Source organism: Paraburkholderia sp. 22098 (genome assembly GCF_052045935.1).
GTDB classification, from domain to species: Bacteria; Pseudomonadota; Gammaproteobacteria; order Burkholderiales; family Burkholderiaceae; genus Paraburkholderia; species Paraburkholderia caledonica.
In genome coordinates this window covers 241,748-262,776 of the sequence record NZ_JBQEPV010000003.1, presented here as the reverse complement: position 1 = coordinate 262,776, position 21,029 = coordinate 241,748, and the positions used below count along the sequence as shown (strand labels likewise).

Annotated in this window: 21 protein-coding genes; 11 read left to right on the top strand and 10 right to left on the bottom strand. The window is 62.5% G+C overall.

Annotation, left to right across the window (positions count from 1 at the left end; genetic code table 11):
- Positions 1-2 precede the first annotated feature (2 nt).
- Both ACTJLB_RS07865 and xerD read left to right on the top strand, forming a co-directional pair.
- On the top strand, positions 3-473 hold the full coding sequence (locus tag ACTJLB_RS07865; RefSeq protein ID WP_088175668.1) for a methylated-DNA--[protein]-cysteine S-methyltransferase: 471 nt from the start codon (positions 3-5) through the stop codon (positions 471-473).
- Positions 470-1,435: a site-specific tyrosine recombinase XerD gene (xerD, locus tag ACTJLB_RS07860; protein WP_440782967.1), complete on the top strand. Its 966-nt coding sequence runs from the start codon at positions 470-472 to the stop codon at positions 1,433-1,435. Before ACTJLB_RS07865 ends, xerD begins: the two co-directional genes overlap by 4 nt.
- Before the next feature lie 46 nt (positions 1,436-1,481).
- On the opposite strand, the gene ACTJLB_RS07855 is transcribed toward xerD, so the two are convergent.
- Positions 1,482-3,044, bottom strand: a complete 1,563-nt coding sequence (locus tag ACTJLB_RS07855; RefSeq protein ID WP_440782966.1) for a class I adenylate-forming enzyme family protein — start codon at positions 3,042-3,044, stop codon at positions 1,482-1,484.
- Positions 3,045-3,184: 140 nt separating this feature from the next.
- On the opposite strand from ACTJLB_RS07855, the gene ybaK reads away from it, so the two are divergent.
- Positions 3,185-3,676, top strand: coding sequence for a Cys-tRNA(Pro) deacylase (gene ybaK / locus ACTJLB_RS07850; RefSeq protein ID WP_310352756.1), 492 nt, complete (start codon positions 3,185-3,187; stop codon positions 3,674-3,676).
- Between the two features lie 161 nt (positions 3,677-3,837).
- Positions 3,838-4,476: a glycerol-3-phosphate 1-O-acyltransferase PlsY gene (gene plsY, locus ACTJLB_RS07845; protein WP_440782965.1), complete on the top strand. Its 639-nt coding sequence runs from the start codon at positions 3,838-3,840 to the stop codon at positions 4,474-4,476.
- Positions 4,477-4,612: 136 nt separating this feature from the next.
- Here plsY and ACTJLB_RS07840 read toward each other — a convergent pair whose 3' ends face one another.
- The gene (locus ACTJLB_RS07840) at positions 4,613-5,098 is read right to left on the bottom strand and encodes a YajQ family cyclic di-GMP-binding protein (RefSeq protein WP_020069163.1); all 486 of its coding nucleotides are present in this window, start codon (positions 5,096-5,098) and stop codon (positions 4,613-4,615) included.
- A 174-nt stretch (positions 5,099-5,272) separates the two neighbouring features.
- Between ACTJLB_RS07840 and murB the strand changes: the two genes are divergently transcribed.
- Positions 5,273-6,328 (top strand): UDP-N-acetylmuramate dehydrogenase, encoded by a 1,056-nt coding sequence (gene murB, locus ACTJLB_RS07835; RefSeq protein WP_440782964.1) that lies wholly within the window; start codon positions 5,273-5,275, stop codon positions 6,326-6,328.
- A 248-nt stretch (positions 6,329-6,576) separates the two neighbouring features.
- On the opposite strand, the gene ACTJLB_RS07830 is transcribed toward murB, so the two are convergent.
- Both ACTJLB_RS07830 and argF read right to left on the bottom strand, forming a co-directional pair.
- Positions 6,577-7,803: an argininosuccinate synthase gene (locus tag ACTJLB_RS07830; RefSeq protein ID WP_440782963.1), complete on the bottom strand. Its 1,227-nt coding sequence runs from the start codon at positions 7,801-7,803 to the stop codon at positions 6,577-6,579.
- A gap of 270 nt (positions 7,804-8,073) precedes the next feature.
- Entirely contained in the window at positions 8,074-9,003 is a 930-nt protein-coding gene (gene argF / locus ACTJLB_RS07825) for an ornithine carbamoyltransferase (RefSeq protein ID WP_020069160.1), read from the bottom strand.
- Positions 9,004-9,451: 448 nt separating this feature from the next.
- On the opposite strand from argF, the gene ACTJLB_RS07820 reads away from it, so the two are divergent.
- On the top strand, positions 9,452-9,799 hold the full coding sequence (locus ACTJLB_RS07820) for a DUF3579 domain-containing protein (RefSeq protein ID WP_020069159.1): 348 nt from the start codon (positions 9,452-9,454) through the stop codon (positions 9,797-9,799).
- 186 nt (positions 9,800-9,985) lie between these two features.
- Here ACTJLB_RS07820 and rpsT read toward each other — a convergent pair whose 3' ends face one another.
- Complete coding sequence (gene rpsT, locus ACTJLB_RS07815) at positions 9,986-10,264, bottom strand: 30S ribosomal protein S20 (RefSeq protein WP_020069158.1); 279 nt, start codon at positions 10,262-10,264, stop codon at positions 9,986-9,988.
- 502 nt (positions 10,265-10,766) lie between these two features.
- Here rpsT and murJ point away from each other — a divergent pair.
- Positions 10,767-12,317, top strand: coding sequence for a murein biosynthesis integral membrane protein MurJ (gene murJ, locus ACTJLB_RS07810; RefSeq protein ID WP_087752904.1), 1,551 nt, complete (start codon positions 10,767-10,769; stop codon positions 12,315-12,317).
- 5 nt (positions 12,318-12,322) lie between these two features.
- Entirely contained in the window at positions 12,323-13,165 is an 843-nt protein-coding gene (locus ACTJLB_RS07805) for a SirB1 family protein (RefSeq protein WP_027778942.1), read from the top strand.
- 114 nt (positions 13,166-13,279) lie between these two features.
- Here the strand turns inward: ACTJLB_RS07805 and ACTJLB_RS07800 are convergent, their stop codons facing one another.
- The 5 genes from ACTJLB_RS07800 to lpxK form a co-directional block, all read right to left on the bottom strand.
- Positions 13,280-14,038 carry a 3-hydroxyacyl-CoA dehydrogenase gene (locus tag ACTJLB_RS07800; RefSeq protein ID WP_440782962.1) on the bottom strand — a complete coding sequence of 253 codons (759 nt, stop codon included), beginning with the start codon at positions 14,036-14,038 and terminating at the stop codon, positions 13,280-13,282.
- Positions 14,039-14,209: 171 nt separating this feature from the next.
- Positions 14,210-14,875, bottom strand: coding sequence for an adenylate kinase (gene adk, locus ACTJLB_RS07795; RefSeq protein ID WP_440782961.1), 666 nt, complete (start codon positions 14,873-14,875; stop codon positions 14,210-14,212).
- Between the two features lie 208 nt (positions 14,876-15,083).
- Entirely contained in the window at positions 15,084-15,884 is an 801-nt protein-coding gene (gene kdsB, locus ACTJLB_RS07790) for a 3-deoxy-manno-octulosonate cytidylyltransferase (protein WP_440782960.1), read from the bottom strand.
- Positions 15,885-16,147: 263 nt separating this feature from the next.
- Entirely contained in the window at positions 16,148-16,351 is a 204-nt protein-coding gene (locus ACTJLB_RS07785) for a Trm112 family protein (RefSeq protein WP_007180583.1), read from the bottom strand.
- Positions 16,332-17,348: a tetraacyldisaccharide 4'-kinase gene (gene lpxK, locus ACTJLB_RS07780; RefSeq protein WP_310067646.1), complete on the bottom strand. Its 1,017-nt coding sequence runs from the start codon at positions 17,346-17,348 to the stop codon at positions 16,332-16,334. Before lpxK ends, ACTJLB_RS07785 begins: the two co-directional genes overlap by 20 nt.
- Before the next feature lie 574 nt (positions 17,349-17,922).
- Between lpxK and xseA the strand changes: the two genes are divergently transcribed.
- From xseA to ACTJLB_RS07765, 3 genes are all read left to right on the top strand, one after another.
- Positions 17,923-19,302, top strand: a complete 1,380-nt coding sequence (gene xseA / locus ACTJLB_RS07775; RefSeq protein ID WP_440782959.1) for an exodeoxyribonuclease VII large subunit — start codon at positions 17,923-17,925, stop codon at positions 19,300-19,302.
- Between the two features lie 218 nt (positions 19,303-19,520).
- Positions 19,521-20,099 (top strand): superoxide dismutase [Fe], encoded by a 579-nt coding sequence (sodB, locus tag ACTJLB_RS07770; protein ID WP_440782958.1) that lies wholly within the window; start codon positions 19,521-19,523, stop codon positions 20,097-20,099.
- A gap of 342 nt (positions 20,100-20,441) precedes the next feature.
- Entirely contained in the window at positions 20,442-21,023 is a 582-nt protein-coding gene (locus ACTJLB_RS07765) for a YMGG-like glycine zipper-containing protein (protein WP_440782957.1), read from the top strand.
- Positions 21,024-21,029 lie beyond the last annotated feature (6 nt).

Here is a 21,029-nt window from a genome sequence, read left to right as displayed (position 1 = left end):
CCATGTTCAACGCAGTGATCGACGCGCCGTTCGGCAAGGTCGGCATTCGCCTGGAAGGCGAGGCCGTGCGCGAGATCGTCTATTTGCCCGAGTCGATGCAGAACGTCGCGCCTGACACGCCGTTGGCGCGACAGGCGGTCGAGCAGATCGAGCGGTATTTCAGCGAGGCGTCGGCGACATTCGAACTGCCGCTCGCGCCGGTCGGCACCGCTTTCCAGCGACGCGTGTGGCAGGCAATTTGCGAGATTCCGCCGGGTGCCGTGGTGACCTACGGCCAGCTTGCCCGGCAACTCGGCAGTGTGCCGCGCGCGGTCGGCCAGGCGTGCGGCGCCAACTACTTTCCCATTGTCATTCCATGTCATCGCGTGGTGAGTTCGAGCGGCATCGGCGGATTCGCGCATCACGCCGAAGACGGTTTTTTTCGCAACGTCAAGCGTTGGCTGCTGACGCATGAAGGCCTTCCCTACGCATGAGCGATACCCTGGTTGAAGACGCGAGCGCGCAATCGCCTTCGCCGTCGCCGTCGCCGCTATCGTCGCCTTTGTTCGCGACGAGTTCCGCGTCGATCGATGCATTCTGCGACGCGCTCTGGCTCGAACACGGTCTGTCGCGGAACACGCTCGACGCATACCGCCGCGACCTGCGTCTCTTTAGCGAATGGCTCGCGCAAACGCGCAACGCGTCGCTCGACACCGCCAGCGAGGCCGATCTGAACGCGTACAGCGCCGCGCGTCAGAAAGACAAATCGACGTCGGCGAATCGGCGACTCTCGGTGTTTCGACGCTACTACGGGTGGGCCGTGCGCGAGCATCGCGCGAAAGTCGATCCGACGTTGCGCATCCGTTCGGCGAAGCAACCGCCGCGTTTTCCGTCGACGCTCAGCGAAGCGCAAGTCGAGGCGTTGCTCGGCGCGCCCGACATCGAGACCGCCCTGGGTTTGCGCGATCGCACGATGCTCGAACTCATGTACGCGAGCGGCTTGCGTGTTACCGAACTCGTCACGCTGAAGACGGTGGAAGTCGGTCTGAACGAGGGCGTGGTTCGCGTAATGGGTAAGGGCTCGAAAGAGCGGCTGATTCCGTTCGGCGAAGAGGCGCACGGGTGGATCGAGCGCTACTTGCGCGACGCACGACCGGCGCTGCTCGGCCCGCGCGCGGCAGACGCGCTGTTTGTCACGAGCCGTGCCGAGGGCATGACGCGCCAGCAGTTCTGGAACATCATCAAGCGACATGCGGCGGTGGCCGGTGTGCACGCGCCGTTGTCGCCGCACACGTTGCGGCATGCGTTCGCAACGCATTTGCTCAATCGCGGCGCCGACTTGCGCGTGGTGCAATTGCTTCTTGGGCACACCGATATTTCGACCACGCAGATCTACACGCACGTGGCGCGCGAGCGGCTGAAGTCGCTGCATGCGCAGCATCATCCGCGTGGATGAACGTGGTTTATGAGCTAACCGCTGCCGCTGGCGTCGTGTTGCGGCTTCAGAGGAATTCGCGCAGCCGGTGCTTGAGAATCTTCCCCGTCGATGCAGCCGGTAACGCGGCAAGCACCTTTACTTCGGCGGGCCGCTTGTAGGGCGCGAGGCGCTCGACGCACCAGGCAATCAGTTCAGCCGGCGTCACGCTTGCATTCGCCGCCAGTTCGACGAACGCAATAACCTCTTCGTTGCCCTGGACAGGGCGTCCGATCACCGCCGACTGAACGACCTGCGGATGCGCGTTGAGCACGTGCTCGACCTCGGCGGGATACACGTTGAAGCCGGAGCGAATGATCAGATCCTTGCTGCGTCCGACGATATGCAGCGCGCCGTCGGCGTCCTGCCGCGCCAGGTCGCCGGTTTTCAGCCAGCCGTCCTGGGTCACGGCGGCGCGCGTTTGCTGCGGGTTGCGATAGTAGCCGAGCATCACGTTCGGGCCGCGCACCCACAGCTCGCCGGTTTCGCCGACTGCGACATCGGCGCCGTCGAGGCCGACGAAACGCACTTCAACGCCCGGAATGACCTGGCCCACCGAGCAGTCGCGGCGCGGCGCGTCGAGCATGGTCTGTGAGACCGTGGGACTGCTCTCCGTCATGCCATAGCCGTTATGCAGCGGCAGACCGTAGACGCTTTCGACGTGCGCTTTCAGCGCGGCGTCGAGCGGCGAGCCTCCTGAATAGATGAAGCGCAGATGCGGCGCGTGCCACGCATGCCCGTGCGTCTGCAAATGTTCGATCAATTTCGCATGCATGGCCGGCACGCCCTGGAAAATCGACACGCGTTCGTCGGCAAGCGCGCGCCGCACCGCGTCCGGCGCGAAACGCGGCGCGAGGCGCAAGGTCGCGCCAGCGTACAGGCTGCCGAGACACACAGACGCAAAGCCGTACACATGCGAGATCGGCAGCACGGCGTAGACGACATCGTCGGGACGAACCTGGCGCAGGCGGCTGGATACCGCGGCGATGAACAGCAGATTGCGATGCGACAGCATCACGCCCTTTGGCGCGCCGGTCGTGCCGGTCGTGTAGATGAGCGCCGCGCATTGGCGGTCGTTCGCGGCTTCCACCGGTTCGGCTTGCGCGGACGTGTCCATCGTGAAGGACCACACGCCGATACCCGGCGCGACGTCTGGCGCTGCGCTTGCTCCATGACGCTGCGCGTGCTGACCGGCATCGACTGAGCTTTCCACCGCGTAGGCCGTCACGCGCGGCTGCGCGTGCGCGCGAATCGCATCAAGCTCGGACGCCGACAGGCGCGCATTCGACACGAGCGCCCAGGCGTCGAGCCGCGCGGTCGCGAAGAGCAGCACGATCTGCGCGATGCTGTTTTCCGCCACTATCATGACCCGGTCGCCGCCACGCACGCCCCAATCCCGAAGCAACGCAGCGATGGCCTCGACGGCTTGAACCAGTTGCGCGTTGGTGAGACGGCGTCCGTCTTCGATCAACGCGACGTGTTGCGGATCGCGCCCGGCCGCCAGCGCGGGAATATCGGAGATGCGCGCGGGCAGGGCGTCCAGTAGCGCGGGAACGTCGATCGTGGAGCGTAAAGGCGAGGCGGTACTCAAGGGCGTCTCCTGAATGCGATTGCGTGCCCGGCGTGCATCGCGCCGGAAGATTTTCGAACGATCGTGCCACAATGCATCGAGCCGCACAATTGACCATTCGGCAAATAGCCGTTGCGCAAACTCGCCATTACAATGCGCCGATGAGCAAATCCAGACACGTATCCGAAACGCCTGCCACGCAGTTCCTGCGCCGTCACGGCGTCGTTTTCGGCGAGCATCCATACGATTATGTCGAGCATGGCGGCACAGGTGAATCGGCGCGCCAGCTGGGCGTGGACGAACATCATGTGGTGAAAACGCTCGTCATGGAAGACGAGCATGCCAAGCCGCTCATCGTCCTCATGCATGGCGACCGTACTGTCAGTACCAAGAACCTCGCGCGGCAGATTGGCGCGAAGCGCGTCGAGCCGTGCAAGCCCGAGGTGGCGAATCGTCACTCCGGCTATCTGATCGGCGGAACCTCGCCGTTCGGCACGCGCAAGCAGATGCCGGTGTACGTGGAGTCGAGCATTCTCGAGATGGAAAGAATCTGGCTGAACGGCGGCCGGCGCGGCTTTCTCATCAGCATCGAGCCGAAGGTGCTCACCGACCTGCTGGCAGCGAAGCCGGTGCAGTGCGCGAGCGTCGATTGACGTTTGCTTGAATGTTCGTAGCGAGCGCGCGTTCGGTAGAATGTGCGCCGCTCGGTCCGCCTCTTTGGTCCGCTGCATTGCGTCACGTTCCGTTGCGATTTTCGTTCCCCGAGCGGTTGAGGTATCCAGTTGCAGACCGCCGATCCTTTTAAGAGTCACAGATGCAAAACCTGATCGTTGCTGTCGTTGCCTACCTGATCGGTTCGGTGTCGTTCGCCGTGATCGTGAGCGCCGCGATGGGGCTCGACGACCCGCGCTCCTACGGCTCGGGCAACCCCGGTGCGACGAACGTATTGCGCAGCGGCAGCAAGAAGGCCGCGATCCTGACGTTGATCGGCGACGCGTTCAAAGGCTGGCTGCCGGTGTGGTTCGTCGTGCATTTCGGCGCCCATTACGGGCTCGACGATACGTCGGTGGCGATTGCGTGCGTCGCCGTGTTTCTGGGCCACCTGTATCCGGTGTTCTTCCGCTTCAAGGGCGGCAAGGGCGTGGCAACGGCAGCCGGTGTGCTGCTCGCGATCAACCCGATCCTCGGCTTGGCAACGCTGCTGACGTGGCTGATCGTGGCGTTCTTCACGCGCTATTCGTCGCTCGCCGCCTTGGCGGCGGCAGTATTCGCGCCGATCTTCGACGGCTTCCTATTCGGGCCGCACATCATTGCGCTGGCCATTGTCGTGATGAGCTCGCTGCTCGTGTGGCGTCATCGCGGCAACATCGCCAAGCTGATGCGCGGCGAGGAAAGCCGCATCGGCGACAAGAAAAAGGCGGCTGCGGCTGCGAGCGCGGGCGAGGATCGTTGAGCGGCTGGGTTGCGGCCGCGCGCGGCTGCGTGCTGCGGGTGCCATGCCTTTGCAACTGTTGCTTGCGTTTTGCAATGCGCTCGCCGCTGCAGCGCCCGCCATGGCTTACGCGCTGTGGCGCTTCTTGAACAAACGCTCAGTCGCGGAAGTTGTTGAAGTCGAGCGGCGTGTCGGTCACGTCCTTGCGCAACATCGCAATCACGCTTTGCAAATCGTCGCGCTTTGTTCCGGTGACGCGAACCGCGTCGCCCTGAATGCTCGCCTGAACCTTGATCTTGCTGTCCTTCACGAGTCGCACGATTTTCTTCGACAGATCGCCGGACACGCCTTTCTTGATCTTGATGACCTGCTTGACCTTGTCGCCGCCGATTTTCTCGATCTTGCCGTAGTCGAGAAAGCGCACGTCCACGTTGCGCTTCGCCATTTTCGACAGCAGCACGTCTTTCACCTGGCCCAGCTTGAAGTCATCGTCTGCGTAGGCGGTGATTTCGTTTTCCTTGTGTTCGACGCGCGCGTCGGACCCTTTGAAGTCGAAGCGGGTTGAGATTTCCTTGTTGGACTGCTCGATCGCGTTCTTGACTTCGATCATGTTCGCTTCGCAGACGACGTCAAACGATGGCATTGCATTCTCCCAATAGTGCGGCGGTGCGCGACGCAGCCGGTCGGCTCGTCGTGTGGCACTCGCTATAATCACGGACCGATGTCATTTTACCGACGCCGCCCCCATTTGCCTAAGGCCGCCGCGCGGCCGCAGCCCGAAGCCGTTTTCGGCTCGTCGCCCGATAGTTCTCATCCAATGTCTCACACCGATTCCGCCGATTCCGCCGAGTTCGTTGCCGGCTATCCGCTCAAGGCCCACAACACTTTCGGCTTCGATGTCCGCTCGCAGTGGGCTTGCCGCATCGAGCGCGAAGCGCAATTGCTCGCCGCGGTGCGCGACCCGCGCGCGGCCGGCTTACCGCGTCTCGTGCTCGGCGGCGGCAGCAATGTCGTGCTGACAGACGACTTCGCTGGACTGGTGCTGCTCGTGGCCTTGCGCGGGCGCCGGATCGTGCGCGAAGACGCCGACGCCGTGTATGTCGAAGCGGCGGCCGGCGAACCGTGGCACGACTTCGTTGCGTGGACTCTCGCTCAAGGGCTACCCGGTCTCGAAAATCTTGCGCTGATTCCCGGGACGGTGGGCGCGGCGCCGATCCAGAACATCGGCGCGTACGGCCTCGAGATGTGCGAGCGCTTCGCGTCGCTGCGGGCCGTCGAGCTTGCGTCGGGTAAGACGGTCGAGTTCGATGCGCAGGCCTGCGCGTTCGGCTACCGCGACAGCTTTTTCAAGCGCGAAGGGCGCGATCGTTTCGTCATCACGTCGGTCGTTTTCCGTTTGCCGAAGGTGTGGCAACCGCGCGCGGGTTATGCAGACCTGGCGCGTGAACTCGCCGCGAACGGCTATGCCGCCAATGGCGAGCAGCCCGACGCAAAGGCGATCTTCGACGCCGTCGTCGCGGTGCGGCGCGCCAAATTGCCCGATCCGCTTGAACTGGGTAACGCAGGGAGCTTCTTCAAGAATCCGGTGATAGACGCCGCGCAGTTCGAGGCGCTGAAAAGCAGCGAGCCGGACGTGATTTCGTACGCGCAGCCCGACGGGCGCGTGAAACTTGCGGCAGGGTGGCTGATCGACCGTTGCGGGTGGAAGGGCCGTGCGCTGGGCGCCGCCGGCGTTCACGAGCGCCAGGCGCTGGTGCTGGTCAATCGTGGCGGTGCGAGCGGGGCGGATGTGCTGGCGCTTGCACGAGCAATTCAACGCGATGTGCAGGCGAGATTTGGCGTCGAACTTGAAGCCGAGCCCGTTTGCGTGTGATTACGGGCGGCGTGAGCCGGTCTGACAAGCCGCTAACCGTCTGACGGTAAGGAAAAAATAAAGGCGCCGGGGCTTTTTGGCCCCGGCGCCTTTTTGTATGCCTGCGTTGCGGCGTCAGCCGCGCTGTAGCACATCACGCGTCGGTCGCGGCTCGGGTCGTCGCCGTCCGCTACCGTGCGCCGCGCCGAGTGCATGTGTCGGCGCTGAACTTCACACGGCGCGAAGTGGCCCTCGCCGAAGCTTCTGGCTTAGCAGCGCTGACGGCGGGCGTTCTCCGCGATGCGCATACGCAAAGCGTTCAGCTTGATGAAGCCGCCGGCGTCGGCCTGATTGTAGGCGCCGCCGTCGTCGTCGAACGTTGCAATGGTCTTGTCGAACAGCGTTTCCTTCGAATCGCGAGCGACCACCGACACGCTGCCCTTGTACAGCTTCACGCGCACCCAGCCGTTGACTTTCTCCTGCGTGTGGTCGATCAGCACCTGAATCGCGCGACGCTCCGGGCTCCACCAGTAGCCGTTATAAATCAGCGACGCGTAGCGGGCCATCAGGTCGTCTTTCAGGTGCGCGACTTCACGGTCGAGCGTAATCGACTCGATGCCGCGGTGCGCCTTCAACATGATCGTGCCGCCCGGCGTTTCATAGCAGCCGCGCGACTTCATGCCTACATAGCGGTTTTCCACCAGGTCGAGACGGCCGATGCCGTGCTTGCCGCCAAGACGGTTCAACTCGGTGAGCATTTCCGCTGCCGAGAGGCGCTTGCCGTTCAGCGCGACCGGGTCGCCGTGCTCGTATTCGATATCGACGTATTCGGCCTGATCCGGCGCCTGTTCGGGCGACACGGTCCAACGCCACATGTCGGCTTCGGCTTCCGCTTTCGGGTCTTCCAGATGACGGCCTTCGAACGAGATGTGCAACAGGTTCGCGTCCATCGAATACGGCGCGCCGCCTTGCTTGTGCTTCATTTCGATCGGAATTCCAGCTTTTTCCGCGTAGGCGAGCAGCTTTTCGCGTGACAGCAGATCCCATTCACGCCACGGCGCGATCACCTTGATGCCCGGCTCGAGCGCGTAGTAGCCGAGTTCGAACCGAACCTGGTCGTTGCCCTTTCCGGTTGCGCCATGTGATACCGCCTCCGCGCCGGTGGCGCGCGCGATTTCGATCTGACGCTTGGCAATCAGCGGACGCGCGATCGACGTGCCCAGCAGGTACTCGCCTTCGTAAATCGTGTTCGCGCGGAACATCGGGAACACGAAGTCGCGCACGAATTCTTCGCGCAGGTCTTCAATGAAGATGTTTTCCTGCTTGATGCCGAGTTGCAGTGCCTTCTTGCGCGCCGGTTCCAGCTCTTCGCCTTGGCCGATGTCGGCCGTGAACGTGACGACTTCGGCGTCGTAGTTGTCCTGCAACCACTTCAGGATGACGGAGGTGTCGAGGCCGCCCGAATAGGCGAGCACGACTTTCTTGATATCGCTCATGGTGAACTCGTAGCTGGAAAAAGCGGGAAAACAAGGCGCGCCGGCGGTCCCGGAGCGCGGAAAACAACTATTTTGACACTAAACGGCTGCGTGGCCGCATTTTGCGGCTTCTACGACCGGGTGACGGCGCATTTGCGCGCTCACTTGCGGCCCGATTGTCGACTGGAAGTGCAGCGGCGCATTGGATGTTGTGCGAGGCCCCGGCGCCGATGCCTTGCCGCTCAGTCGACGCGCGGCCGCGCCTCACGCAGTGGCTGCAAAGCGGTCGGCTCAGTGATTGAGCTTGCCCAGCAGCAGATATTCCATCAACGCCTTCTGCACGTGGAGACGGTTTTCGGCCTCGTCCCATACGACGCTTTGCGGACCGTCGATCACTTCCGCGCTCACCTCTTCGCCGCGGTGGGCTGGCAGGCAGTGCATGAAGAGGGCGTCCGCATTGGCGCGCGACATCATCTCCGCGTCGACGCACCAATCGGCAAAGGCCTTCTTGCGCGCTTCGTTTTCCGCTTCGAAGCCCATGCTGGTCCACACGTCGGTAGTGACCAGATCGGCACCTGCACAAGCTTCGTTCGGATCGTCGAACTCCTGGAAGAACGGCGCGCTCTCCGCTGCGACCAACGCGCGGTCGAGCTTGTAACCCGGCGGCGTGGACAGGCGCAGCTTGAAGCCGAGAATCTGCGCGGCTTCAATCCATGTGTACAGCATGTTATTGGCGTCCCCGACCCACGCAACCGTTTTGCCGCGAATCGGACCGCGATGCTCGAAGTACGTGAAAATGTCGGCCAGCACCTGGCACGGGTGATATTCGTTTGTGAGACCGTTGATCACCGGCACGCGCGAATTTTCGGCAAACCGCTGAATAATGTCCTGTCCGAACGTGCGGATCATGATGATATCGACCATGCGCGAGATCACTTGCGCTGCGTCTTCGATCGGTTCGCCGCGACCCAATTGCGTGTCGCGCGTGCTCATGAAGACGGCATGGCCGCCCAACTGGAAAATACCGGCTTCGAACGAGAGGCGTGTGCGAGTCGAATTCTTTTCGAAGATCATCGCCAGCGTGCGGTCGTGCAGCGGATGGTAAGTCTCGTAGTTCTTGAACTTGCGCTTCAGAATTCGCGCGCGCTCCAGCACGTACTCGTAGTCGTCTAGCGAGAAATCCTTGAACTGCAGATAGTGGCGAATTTTCTTGGCGGTCATGAAACAAATACGGCGGTCTCACCCGGCAGGATTGCCGGACGGCGCCGCCGTCGTTATGTGGTAACTCAATGCAGCATAAAGGATTTCGCCTCATTTGACGAGTCGGCGAAAAGGCCGGAAAAGCGCTTTGAAAGGTTCGGTGTGCTGTCGGAACGAGCTTGTGTGCAGTGCGGAAAAAGGCCTGCTGCGCTATAATCTGCGGGTTATTCCAAGGCCCAGCAGGCCGGTGCTTCGCTTCGGCGGGGGCACGGCTCGTATGGCTCGCGCGGTTCGGAAGGGCAGTTCGCGGTGCGCCGTCTCCACGTGCGTCACAGCGGCTCAACCCGCCTCACGGTCTCCGCCGGCGCGGCGCTCTGGAGCGGCTCACACGCGAGGCTCAGGGTTTCAAAATCCATTTTATCGCTTGCTGTCGCCGTCGTCCGCTGGGCAGTCACACAGGTATTCCTACATGGCCGAAGCAGCTCCAACCGAATATTTCATTCAGGGCATCACGTCGACGGGAAAGAAATTCCGGCCGAGCGACTGGTCGGAGCGGCTCGCGGGTGTGATGTCATCTTTCGGGCCGGGTGCGCGGAAAGGTCCGCACGCCTACATGCAGTACTCGGTGTACGTCCGGCCAACCATGATTGGCGACCTCAAGTGCGTGATTCTCGATTCGCGCTTGCGGGACATCGAGCCCATGGCGTTCGACTTCGTCATGAACTTCGCGAAAGACAACGACCTCGTGGTGACCGAAGCGTGCGAACTCGAACTCGAGCATGCTCCGCCGCCGCAAACCAAACGACACTTCATTTGAGGCGCGCTGCGCTGGCTTTTCAGAATGCAAAAAACCCGCTGCTCGCGGGTTTTTTTGTGTCGGCGTTGGGGGGCAGAGCCGCGAGCCCTTCTCTAGTCTCGCGCAGCCAACAAAAAAAGCCCGCCAAAGCGGGCTTTCATGCGCAGCGGAAACAGGAGGTAGCCCGCCGAAGCGGGCTGACCGGAATTACTGTGCTGCGGACGCCTGCAGACCCTTGATGGCTGCGGCGAGGCGGCTCTTATGGCGAGCTGCCTTGTTTTTGTGAACGATTTTCTTGTCGGCGATGATGTCGATGGTCTTCGACGATGCCTGGAAGATTTCAGCAGCCTTAGCCTTGTCGCCGGCGTCGATCGCCTTGCGCACTGCCTTGATAGCCGTGCGGAACTTCGAGCGCAGTGCCGAGTTGTGCGAGTTTGCCTTGGCGGCCTGGCGGGCGCGCTTGCGTGCTTGTGCGGAGTTAGCCATGACGGTTCCTTATCCTGTTCCTGTTTCCAGTACCTGACCTTCAAGTGGTGAGGCGCTGCTTTTAGATCCGAACTCTTGGAAGCGATTGCCCAAGAGCGCAAAAGTGTCGAAAAACGGTCGAACTACGCGAAGGCGGGCCGATGTTTGCGGCGCCATGTTCCGGCGTATTGCAGACTGGTAGCAGATAACCTGGTGCCAGCCTCAGCCCTATCCGGAAGCCGTCCGCGAACTGAGCGAGCTTCGAAACCGGCGATTATAGCAACAAAATCATGGACGTGGCAACGGGAATGCGCTGCCTGCGTGCCGCGCCTTGGTCGGCAGGATCTCCGTGACCGAGGCCCCAACGCTGTCCGCGGACGCAAGTCATTTGCAACCGCCCGTGCGCGGGGCAACAAAAAACGACGCAATTCGCCGCCGCGCCGCGAACGTCTGCCGGGTAAATCGGTCCGAATCGCTTCCGGCTCGTCGTCCGCATCTGCGGCACCCTTATAATAAGCGCCCCATGAATCTATTCCGAGCCCTGCTGACGGTCAGCGGCTTCACGCTGTTGTCGCGCGTGACCGGACTGGCCCGCGAAACGCTGATCGCCCGCGCGTTCGGCGCCAGTCAATACACTGACGCGTTCTACGTCGCCTTCCGAATTCCGAATCTGCTGCGCCGCATTTCCGCCGAAGGCGCGTTCTCGCAGGCCTTCGTGCCGATCCTCGCCGAGTTCAAGAATCAGCAGGGGCACGACGCCACGAAGGCGCTCGTCGACGCCACTTCGACGGTGCTTGCCTGGGCGCTCGCCGTGCTGTCGCTGATCGGCGTCCTGGGCGCGTCGGGCGTCGTATTCGTGGTTGCCTCTGGCCTCGCCCACGAAGGCCAGGCCTACGCGCTCGCGGTCACGATGACCCGCATCATGTTCCCGTACATCATCTTCATTTCGCTCACGTCTCTCGCGTCGAGCGTTCTGAACACGTACAAGAACTTTTCGCTGCCCGCGTTCGCGCCGGTTTTGCTCAACGTCGCGTTCATCGTCGCCGCGGTGTTCTTTGCGCCGCGAATGCACACGCCGGTCTATGCGCTCGCGTGGGCCGTGATCGTGGGCGGTCTGTTGCAGTTCCTCGTGCAGTTGCCTGGTCTGAAAAAGATCGACATGGTGCCGCGCATCGGCCTCAATCCGGTTCGCGCGCTCGCGCATCGCGGCGTGAAGCGCGTGCTTTCGAAGATGGTGCCGGCGATGTTCGCTGTGTCCGTCGCGCAGATCAGCCTCATCATCAACACGAATATCGCGTCGCGCATCGGGCCGGGCGCCGTCTCGTGGATCAACTACGCCGACCGGCTGATGGAATTCCCAACCGCGTTGCTCGGTGTGGCGCTTGGCACGATCCTGCTGCCAAGTCTCTCGAAGGCGCATGTCGACGCCGACCCTCACGAATATTCGTCGCTGCTCGACTGGGGCTTGCGCGTCACGTTCCTGCTGGCCGCGCCAAGCGCAGTCGCGCTCTTCTTCTTCGCTGAGCCGTTGACGGCCACGCTGTTTCACTATGGCAAGTTCGACGGCAACTCGGTCGTCATGGTGGGGCGTGCGCTTGCCGCCTACGGCGTCGGCCTGATCGGCCTGATTCTGATCAAGATTCTCGCGCCGGGCTTTTACGCGAAGCAGGACATCAAGACGCCGGTGAAAATCGGCATCGGCGTGCTGGTCCTCACGCAGTTGAGCAACTATGTGTTCGTGCCGATTTTCGCGCATGCAGGGCTCACGCTGAGTGTCGGGCTCGGGGCTTGCGGCAACGCGCTGTTGCTGTTTCTCGGATTGCGCAAGCGCGGTATCTATATGCCGTCGAGCGGCTGGCTCAAGTTTTTTGTGCAGTTGCTCGGTGCGTGCCTCGTGCTGGCCGGCCTGATGCATTGGCTTGCTCAGAGCTTCGATTGGATCGGCATGCATGACCGGCCGATCGACCGTATCGCGCTGCTGGGCGCCTGCCTCGTGCTGTTCGCCGCGCTATATTTCGGTATGCTTTGGCTGATGGGCTTCAAATACGCGTATTTCAAAAGGCGAGTGAAGTGATTACGATGACGCGGGTTCTCGACTATTTCAGCACGCTCGTCGCAGAAGACGAAAGCTTGCCGCTGACCGAGGCGGCGCTCTCGCTCGCGCAAGATGCTTATCCCGATCTCGACTTGCAAGGCACGCTGGCCGAGATCGACGAACTCGTGGTGCGCCTGCAGCGCCGCATGCCGGAGGACGCCGATATCCGTCAAAAGGTCGGCGTTTTGAACCGGTTTTTCTTCCGCGAGCTCGGATTCGCGAGCAATCTGAACGACTATTACGACCCGGACAACAGCCACCTGAACGCTGTGCTCAAGCGTCGCCGCGGCATTCCGATTTCGCTGGCCGTCCTGTATCTGGAGATGGCGGAGCAGGTTGGCATCCCGGCGCGCGGCGTGTCGTTTCCCGGACACTTCCTGCTACGCGTAACGACACCTGACGGCGACGTGATGCTCGATCCGACTAGCGGACATTCGCTGTCGGAGTCGGAAATGGTCGACATGCTGGAGCCGTATGTCGCGTCGGCTGGAGAATCGGTGAGCAGAGCGCTGCGCATGCTGCTGCAGCCGGCCACGCGACGCGAAATCATCGCGCGTATGTTGCGCAATCTGAAGTCCACGTATCTGCAGACGGAGCGCTGGCAGCGCCTGCTTGCCGTCCAGCAGCGCCTCGCTATATTGCTGCCCGAGAGTATCGAAGAGATTCGCGACCGCGGATTCGCGTACGCGCGCCTCGACTATCTGCGCCCGGCACTCGAAGACCTCGAACGCTATCTGGGCGAGCGCCCGGATGCCGAAGACGCCACGGTCGTCGAGTCGCAGTTGCAGGAACTGCGTCAGCGAACGCAGCATAACGATCGCGACTAGCAGACAGCAAATAGCGAACGGCGCTCGCGAGCGCTTGAAAATAAAACGCCTGCACATGCGTCATGTGCAGGCGTTTTTCGTTGTCGCCGCCGGAATTCGCGGCGCAGGCGGTTGTTACTTCGGCTGCATGCGAATGGCGCCGTCAAGACGGATCACTTCGCCATTGAGCATCGGATTATCGAAAATCTGCTTGGCAAGCATGGCGTATTCCGCCGGCTTTCCGAGGCGCGGCGGGAACGGCACCATTGCGCCGAGCGCGTCCTGCACCTCTTGCGGCATGCCGAGCAGCATCGGCGTTTCGAAGATGCCCGGCGCGATTGTCATGACGCGGATCGCATTGCGCGACAGGTCGCGCGCGATAGGCAGGGTCATGCCGACCACGCCGCCCTTCGACGCCGCGTAAGCCGCCTGACCGATCTGACCGTCGTATGCGGCGACCGAGGCCGTATTGATGATCACGCCGCGTTCGCCGTTCGCGTTCGGCTCGTTCTTCGACATGGCCGTAGCCGCGAGCCGGATCATGTTGAACGTGCCGATCAGGTTGATCGAGATCGTGCGCGTGAACGAGTCGAGCGGATGCGGGCCGTCTTTGCCGACCGTTTTGACGGCGGGCGCAACGCCCGCGCAATTCACGAGGCCGCGCAGCGTGCCCAGCTTCGTTGCAGCGGAAACTGCTTGCGTCGCGTCGTCTTCGCGGCTCACGTCGCATTTGACGAAAATGCCGCCGAGTTCTTTGGCAAGGGCCTCGCCGGCATCCTGATTGAGGTCGGCCAGCACGACCTTGCCGCCGTTCTCCGCGAGAAGGCGCGCGGTGGCGGCCCCGAGACCCGATGCACCGCCGGTGATCAGGAATACGTTGTCGCGAATCTCCATGTTTCCTCCTTTGCTCGATATGGTAGGTAAGTCAGATTGGATCGGCTTTCAATTATTGATAATCCCACAACGCAATGGCCGGAGATCAAATAAAAACGTCCATGCGGAAACACAATAAAAAACCCGCCGAAAGGGGCGGGTTTTCTGTGTCAGCGAAGGCTAAGGGGCCGATTACTTCAGCGCGTCGAACACGCGGTCGCGGATTTCCTCAACCGTGCCGAGGCCCGAAATGCGACGGTATTGCGGCGCCCGCAGCGGTGTGCTTGCGTCGCCGTTCTTCGCCCAACCGTTGTAATAGTCGATCAACGGCTTGGTCTGCGCTTCATACACTTGCAGACGCTTCTTGACCGTTTCTTCCTTGTCGTCCTCGCGCTGGATCAGCGGCTCGCCGGTGACGTCGTCGATTCCTTCGACCTTCGGCGGGTTGAACTTGACGTGATATGTGCGGCCCGACGCCGCGTGCGAGCGGCGGCCGCTCATACGTACGATGATCTCGTCGAACGGCACGTCGATTTCCAGCACGTAGTCGATCGCGACGCCTGCCTGCTTCATCGCCTCAGCTTGCGGAATAGTGCGCGGAAAGCCGTCGAACAGATAGCCGTTTGCGCAGTCCGGTTGTTGCAGACGCTCTTTCACCAGGTTGATGATCAGTTCGTCTGTGACCAGTTCACCTGCGTCCATAAAGCGCTTTGCTTCCAGGCCGAGAGGTGTGCCAGCTTTGACGGCCGCGCGCAGCATGTCACCGGTGGAAATTTGCGGAATGCCGAAATTTTCCTTGATGAAGTTTGCCTGAGTGCCTTTACCCGCGCCGGGCGCACCCAAAAGGATCAAACGCATGTGTATCTCCAGATCTATGTGAATTCTTTGGGGCGCTGCAGGCATCCCACGAGGGCGAGGGACCCGCGTCGGCTACCGTCTGGTCTCGCGCTGCACGTCGAAGACGGCGCTGCAAGAAACACACACGGCGCGGCCGGGCAAACCCAGGCTCTCGCGAATAAAACGGGAGGCGCGCACAAGCGTCCGATTATGCCATGGGTTTTTGCGCTCAAGACCCGAATAAAGCCCGCACGCGCGCCAGATCCGCGGGCGTGTCCACGCCCGGAAGCGGCACCTCAGGCGTGATCAGGACCGCGATACGCTCGCCGTGCCACATTGCGCGCAATTGCTCGAGCGCTTCGACCTGTTCGATAGGCGAGATCGCGAGATCGGGATACGTGCGCAGGAACTTGGCGCGATACGCATACAGCCCGATGTGCCGATGAACCACCGCGGGCGCGGGCGGCACGGGCATCAACGCGACGTCGGGCCAGTGCGGCTGATAAGCGTCGCGTGCCCAGGGAATCGGCGCGCGCGAGAAGTACAGTGCCACGCCGCGCGCATCGAGCACGACCTTGACCACGTTTGGATTGAAAATCTCCGCCGCGTCGACGATCGGATGTGCGGCCGTAGCGATCGCGCAGTCGTTACTTGCCGCGAGGTGCGACGCGACGCCGCACACGAGCGCCGGATCGATCAGCGGTTCATCGCCTTGCACGTTGACGACGATCGTCTCGTCGCTCCAGCCGAATTGCGACGCAACCTCGGCAAGGCGGTCCGTGCCCGACGGATGGTCGGCGCGCGTCAACACGGAGTCGAACCCATGCTCGCGGGCGGCATCGAGCACCGACTGCGCGTCCGACGCGATCAACACCTGCTGCGCGCCCGACTCGCGTGCGCGTTCGGCGACCCGCACCACCATCGGCTTACCGCCGATATCGGCGAGCGGCTTGTTGGGTAATCGGCTCGACGCCAGACGCGCGGGCACAACGGCGATGAACGGGGGCGTGGCGGGGTTGGTGTGATTCATCGGAGAGATGCGCGCAAGGGTGGAGAGGACGGGAGCAGGGACGCGGTGGGAGTGAGCCAGCAAACGCGGCTTGCGAAGGAGATAAAGCACAAGACAAGGCCGATACGCGGACTCGACATCGCCGGCGGCAGATCGACAATGCAACGGGCACAGAAACCAGCCCGCCGTGCATTCGCGCTCACGGCGCGGTTTGCGCTACCTGCTGCCTTGCATTGACCGAAAACGCGGTCTGCGTGATATGCCCTTCGCTAGCCCGACCCGCGTTAGGCGACCGAACCCGGATTCAGGTCGACCGGCGTGCCTTCGACAGTTTGACGCGCCTCGTCGACCAGCATCACGGGGATGCCGTCGCGGATCGGATACGCGAGCTTGTCGGCGTTGCAGATCAGTTCCTGCGCGGCACGGTCGTAGCTGAGTGGGCCCTTGCAGATCGGGCAGACGAGAATTTCAAGCAGGCGAGCGTCCACGGACTTTCTCCACAACTAATGCAATGAGGCGATGATCGAGCGCGGCTTCAACGGGAACGACCCAGATGCGCGCGTCGCGCCAGGAACCTAATTTTACCGCATCCTTTTCGGTTATCAGGATGGCATCGGCTTCAGCGTCGGTGAAAGGATTGCGCTCGAAAGCATAGTGATCCGGCAGCGCGCGAGTTTCGGGCGCAAGGCCCGCGGCGCGCAGGGTAGCGAAGAAACGTTCCGGCGCACCGATGCCCGCGGCGGCCAGCACCCGCTCGCCGCTGAACTGCGCGAGCGGCCGGCGCAGCGCGGGATTCTCGAGATGCCACGCGTCGGCCGGTGCGAGTTGCAGCGAGAAGGTGTTGGGCCACGCAGGCAGCGTTTTCGCGTACGGGTCGTTGATCAGCGTGGCGTCGCGACGACGCGAGAGCGGCTCGCGCAGCGGTCCTGCCGGCAGCAGAAAACCGTTGCCGCCGAGTCGGTGATCGAATACGACCAGTTCGGCGTCGCGTGCGAGCCGGTAGTGCTGGAGGCCGTCGTCGCTGACAATCACGTCGACGTCCCGATGCGCCGCGCACAGCGCCTGCGCAGCTGCCACGCGATCCGGGCACACCCAGACCGGCGCGCCGGTGCGGCGCGAGATCAGCAGTGGCTCGTCGCCGCCGACACTTGCTGCCGATGCAGGCGTCACCGGCGTCGGCGTCTTCACGCGCGCGCCGTAACCGCGCGACACGACACCAGGGTTGAAGCCGACGCCGCGCAACGCTTCGACTAGCGCGATCACTGTCGGCGTCTTGCCGGTGCCGCCGACGGTCACATTGCCGACCACCACCACAGGCACGCCCACGCGCACCGACTTCAGCCAGCCGAGCGAGAATGCGGCGCGGCGCATCGCGGCGATTGCGCCGAACATGCAGGCAAGGGGCGTCAGCGACCATGCGAGCGGTCCGCGGTGTTGCCACTCGCGGGCAACTCGCGTTTCCAGGCGATCGAAAATTCCGCTCATCGGCAAAGCAGGTGGGCGAGCGGCGCGCTGCTCGCGGGTCGGTTGAGGTGCAGCAGCGGCGTGGAGGCGCCAGGGGCAATGCGCGGGACAGGCATGAACGCGATTCTCCGGACGGTCGAAGTGTTGAGCACGAGTTGAGCACAGGTCGAGCGCGAAAGGGCGCAGGCGGGTCGACATCGCGCCTAAGCGCCGCTCGGGTGTGCTGTGCTGTGCAACCCGCCACTCTAGCGCGCACGCGTCCCGGCCCGCAAGTCGCGGGCACTGGATCCTACGCCCCCATTTCGTTTAGCCGGTTATTTGCGGCCTGTGGATAACTTTGTGGAGAACTGCCCCGCCATCGGGCCGCGAGGGCCGTTGCAAGCGCTTCGCATCGGCAATCATTCTCATTGCCCATCAGTAAAATTCATATAAATCAACGAGATGGTTCGGATTTCCGTAGTGCTGCGGCCTCTTTGGCGGCATCGTCCTGGTAAGTCCCGACATGTGGACACTTTTGACAATTTGCGCGGCCCGCTGGACGCCGATGGCTGCTCGGTCTATCGTCTGTCCGGCCAGTCCCAACAGGTTTCCTTGCATGAATTCCGATAGTTCTTTTAATTCGCCGACGCTGCCCGGCGGCGAAGTCGTCGTTCCAGTTTCCGCTTTGAACCGAGCGATCGGCACCATGCTCGAACGCTCGTTTCCGCTCGTGTGGGTCGCGGGAGAAGTGTCGAATTTCACGCGTGCCGCGAGCGGTCACTGGTACTTTTCAATCAAGGACGCGCAGGCGCAAATGCGTTGTGTGATGTTCCGCGGCCGTGCGCAGTACGCGGAGTTCATGCCAAAAGAGGGCGACCGTATCGAAGTGCGGGCCCTCGTCACGATGTACGAGCCGCGCGGCGAGTTGCAGCTCAATGTGGAAGCGGTGCGGCGGACCGGGCAGGGGCGTCTTTACGAAGCGTTTCTGCGGCTCAAGGCGCAGCTGGAGGCCGAAGGACTCTTCGCCGCAGAGCGCAAGCGCGCGTTGCCTTCGCATCCGCGCGCAATCGGCATTGTCACCTCGTTGCAGGCGGCGGCGCTGCGCGATGTCCTTACAACGCTGTTACGTCGCGCGCCGCATATTCCGGTGATCGTCTATCCGGCGCCGGTGCAAGGCGTGGGCGCGAGCGCAAAGCTGGCGGCGATGGTCGATGCGGCCAGCGCGCGGCGCGAAGTGGACGTGTTGATCGTATGCCGTGGCGGCGGATCGATAGAAGATCTGTGGGCCTTCAACGAAGAAGTGCTGGCTCGCGCGATTGCAGAAAGCGCGGTTCCGGTGGTCAGTGGCGTCGGTCACGAGACCGATTTTACGATTGCCGATTTCGCCGCCGATATGCGCGCGCCGACACCCACGGGCGCCGCCGAACTCGTCAGCCCCCAACGCGTGCTGTTGTTGCGCGACCTCGATCATCGGCACGCCGCGCTCGCTCGCGGCTTCGGCCGGATGATGGAGCGGCGCGCCCAGCAACTCGACTGGCTTGCGCGCCGGCTCGTGTCGCCAGCCGAGCGTCTTGCGCGGCAACGCATGCACCTGCAGCAGTTGAGCGCGCGGCTTTCGTCGGCAGGCGCGCGACCAGTGCGCGACGCTCGAGCGCGTTTTTCGTTGCTGCACATCCGTTGGCAGCGCTGGCGTCCCGACCTCGCCGCGCATCAGGCGAAACTCGACAATCTCACGCAGCGGCTCGATGCCGCGCTGTTACGCCAACACGAGCGTCAGGTCGCGCGCATCTCGACACTGGCCGCACGGCTCGAAGTGCTGAGTCCGCAGCGCACGCTCGAGCGTGGCTATGCCGCGGTGCTCGATGCACAAACCGGTCGTGCGGTGCGAGCGCCGTCGTCGTTAAATCCTGGCCGCCGCCTCACCGTGCATCTCGCAGAAGGCACCGCTGATGTCGCGCTCGCCGATGTGCAACCGCGTCTTGCGGACGGTTTCTGACATTGCGCTGACACCTTGCCGCGTGCGTACTTTTGACTGTGCCTGGCAGCGAATTCGGGTTTAACGCGAGCAGTAATTACGCGGTTTTGCAGGCCATTCGCCGATGCCGGATATAAAGTCCGTTCGTTTGCGGGGTTATTCCAAGTCGCCTACAATCGAGTGCTCTGAAGCGTTATCCGCAGACTCCCCACAACAGATACAGACTGAAGGAAAGCACCATGGAACATACGCTCCCGCCGCTGCCGTTCGCGAAAAACGCACTCGCTCCGCACATGTCGGAAGAGACGCTCGAGTTTCACTATGGCAAGCACCACCAGACCTATGTGACCAACCTGAACAATCTGATCAAGGGCACGGAGTTCGAGAACCTGTCGCTCGAAGAAATCGTGAAGAAGTCGTCGGGCGGCGTGTTCAATAACGCGGCTCAAGTGTGGAATCACACGTTCTTCTGGAACAGCCTGTCGCCGCAAGGTGGCGGCGCTCCGACCGGCGTGCTGGCCGACGCGATCAACGCCAAGTGGGGTTCGTTCGACAAATTCAAGGAAGAGTTTGCGAAGACCGCTATCGGCACGTTCGGCTCGGGCTGGGCATGGCTCGTGAAGAAGGCAGACGGTTCGCTCGACCTGGTGTCGACAAGCAACGCAGCTACGCCGCTGACCACGGACGCTAAGGCGCTGATCACGATCGACGTGTGGGAACACGCGTACTACATCGACTACCGCAACGCACGTCCGAAGTTCGTTGAAGCTTACTGGAACATCGTCAACTGGGAATTCGCGTCGAAGAACTTCGCGTGAGTCGACAGCGAGCGTAGCAACGATCCCGCGGCTTGGTTAATAAACGGCGGTGTCGTTGTGCTGAGGCTCTAAGCTGGTTGCGATTTGAGCCTTAAGCGTAAGCAGAATAGAAGCCCTCCGTGTGAGGGCTTTTGTTTTTTCTCGCAGGCTGAGATATACGGCTCGCGCGCTTACAGCAACTTTGTCACCGTTCGTAACCGCGCGAGTTAAAAAGGGGCGCTGCTTGGGCCACTTGCGCGGCTTTGTGTGTCGGCGCAAAACATACGGTAACTGTTCGGTAAACATAGTGTGCGCCGATTGGTCTAACGTGTGTTCTCCCAATTCCCTGTTACTCGCGCCATCATGATTTCAAGCATAAAACCGGTGCGCGCCGCGCTGCCTCTCGGGGCCGTTGCACTCGCGCTTGCGCTGCTGGGCGGTTGCGCCGTCGTGCCGCCGAGCGGTCCCTCGGTGGTGGCTCTGCCGCGCAGTGGCGAGCCGCTCAGTCAATTCCAGCAAGACGATTACACATGCCGTGACTATGCGTTCCATTCGTCCGATGTAGCTGGCGCATCGCAGAGCGCGACGACGAGCAGTGTCAACAGCGCAGCGATCGGCACGTTCGGCGGCGCGGCAGTCGGCGCACTTTTGGGTGCGGCGGCGGGCAACCCCGGCGCGGGCGCGGCCATCGGCGCGGGCAGCGGTTTGCTGATAGGCGGTGCCGCCGGCGCAAATGGCGCGCAGTACTCGGCGAACAGCCTTCAGGCACGGTATGACGCAGCCTACGCGCAGTGCATGACGTCGAAAGGCAACACCATCTCGCAGCCGCAAGTGCCGGTCTACGCGCCGCAGCCCGTGTATGCGCCGCAGCCTGTCTACGTCGCTCCGCCGCCGCGTTATTACGGGCCGCCGCCGGTCATGTACTCGCCTTATCCGTACTACTGACTGTAG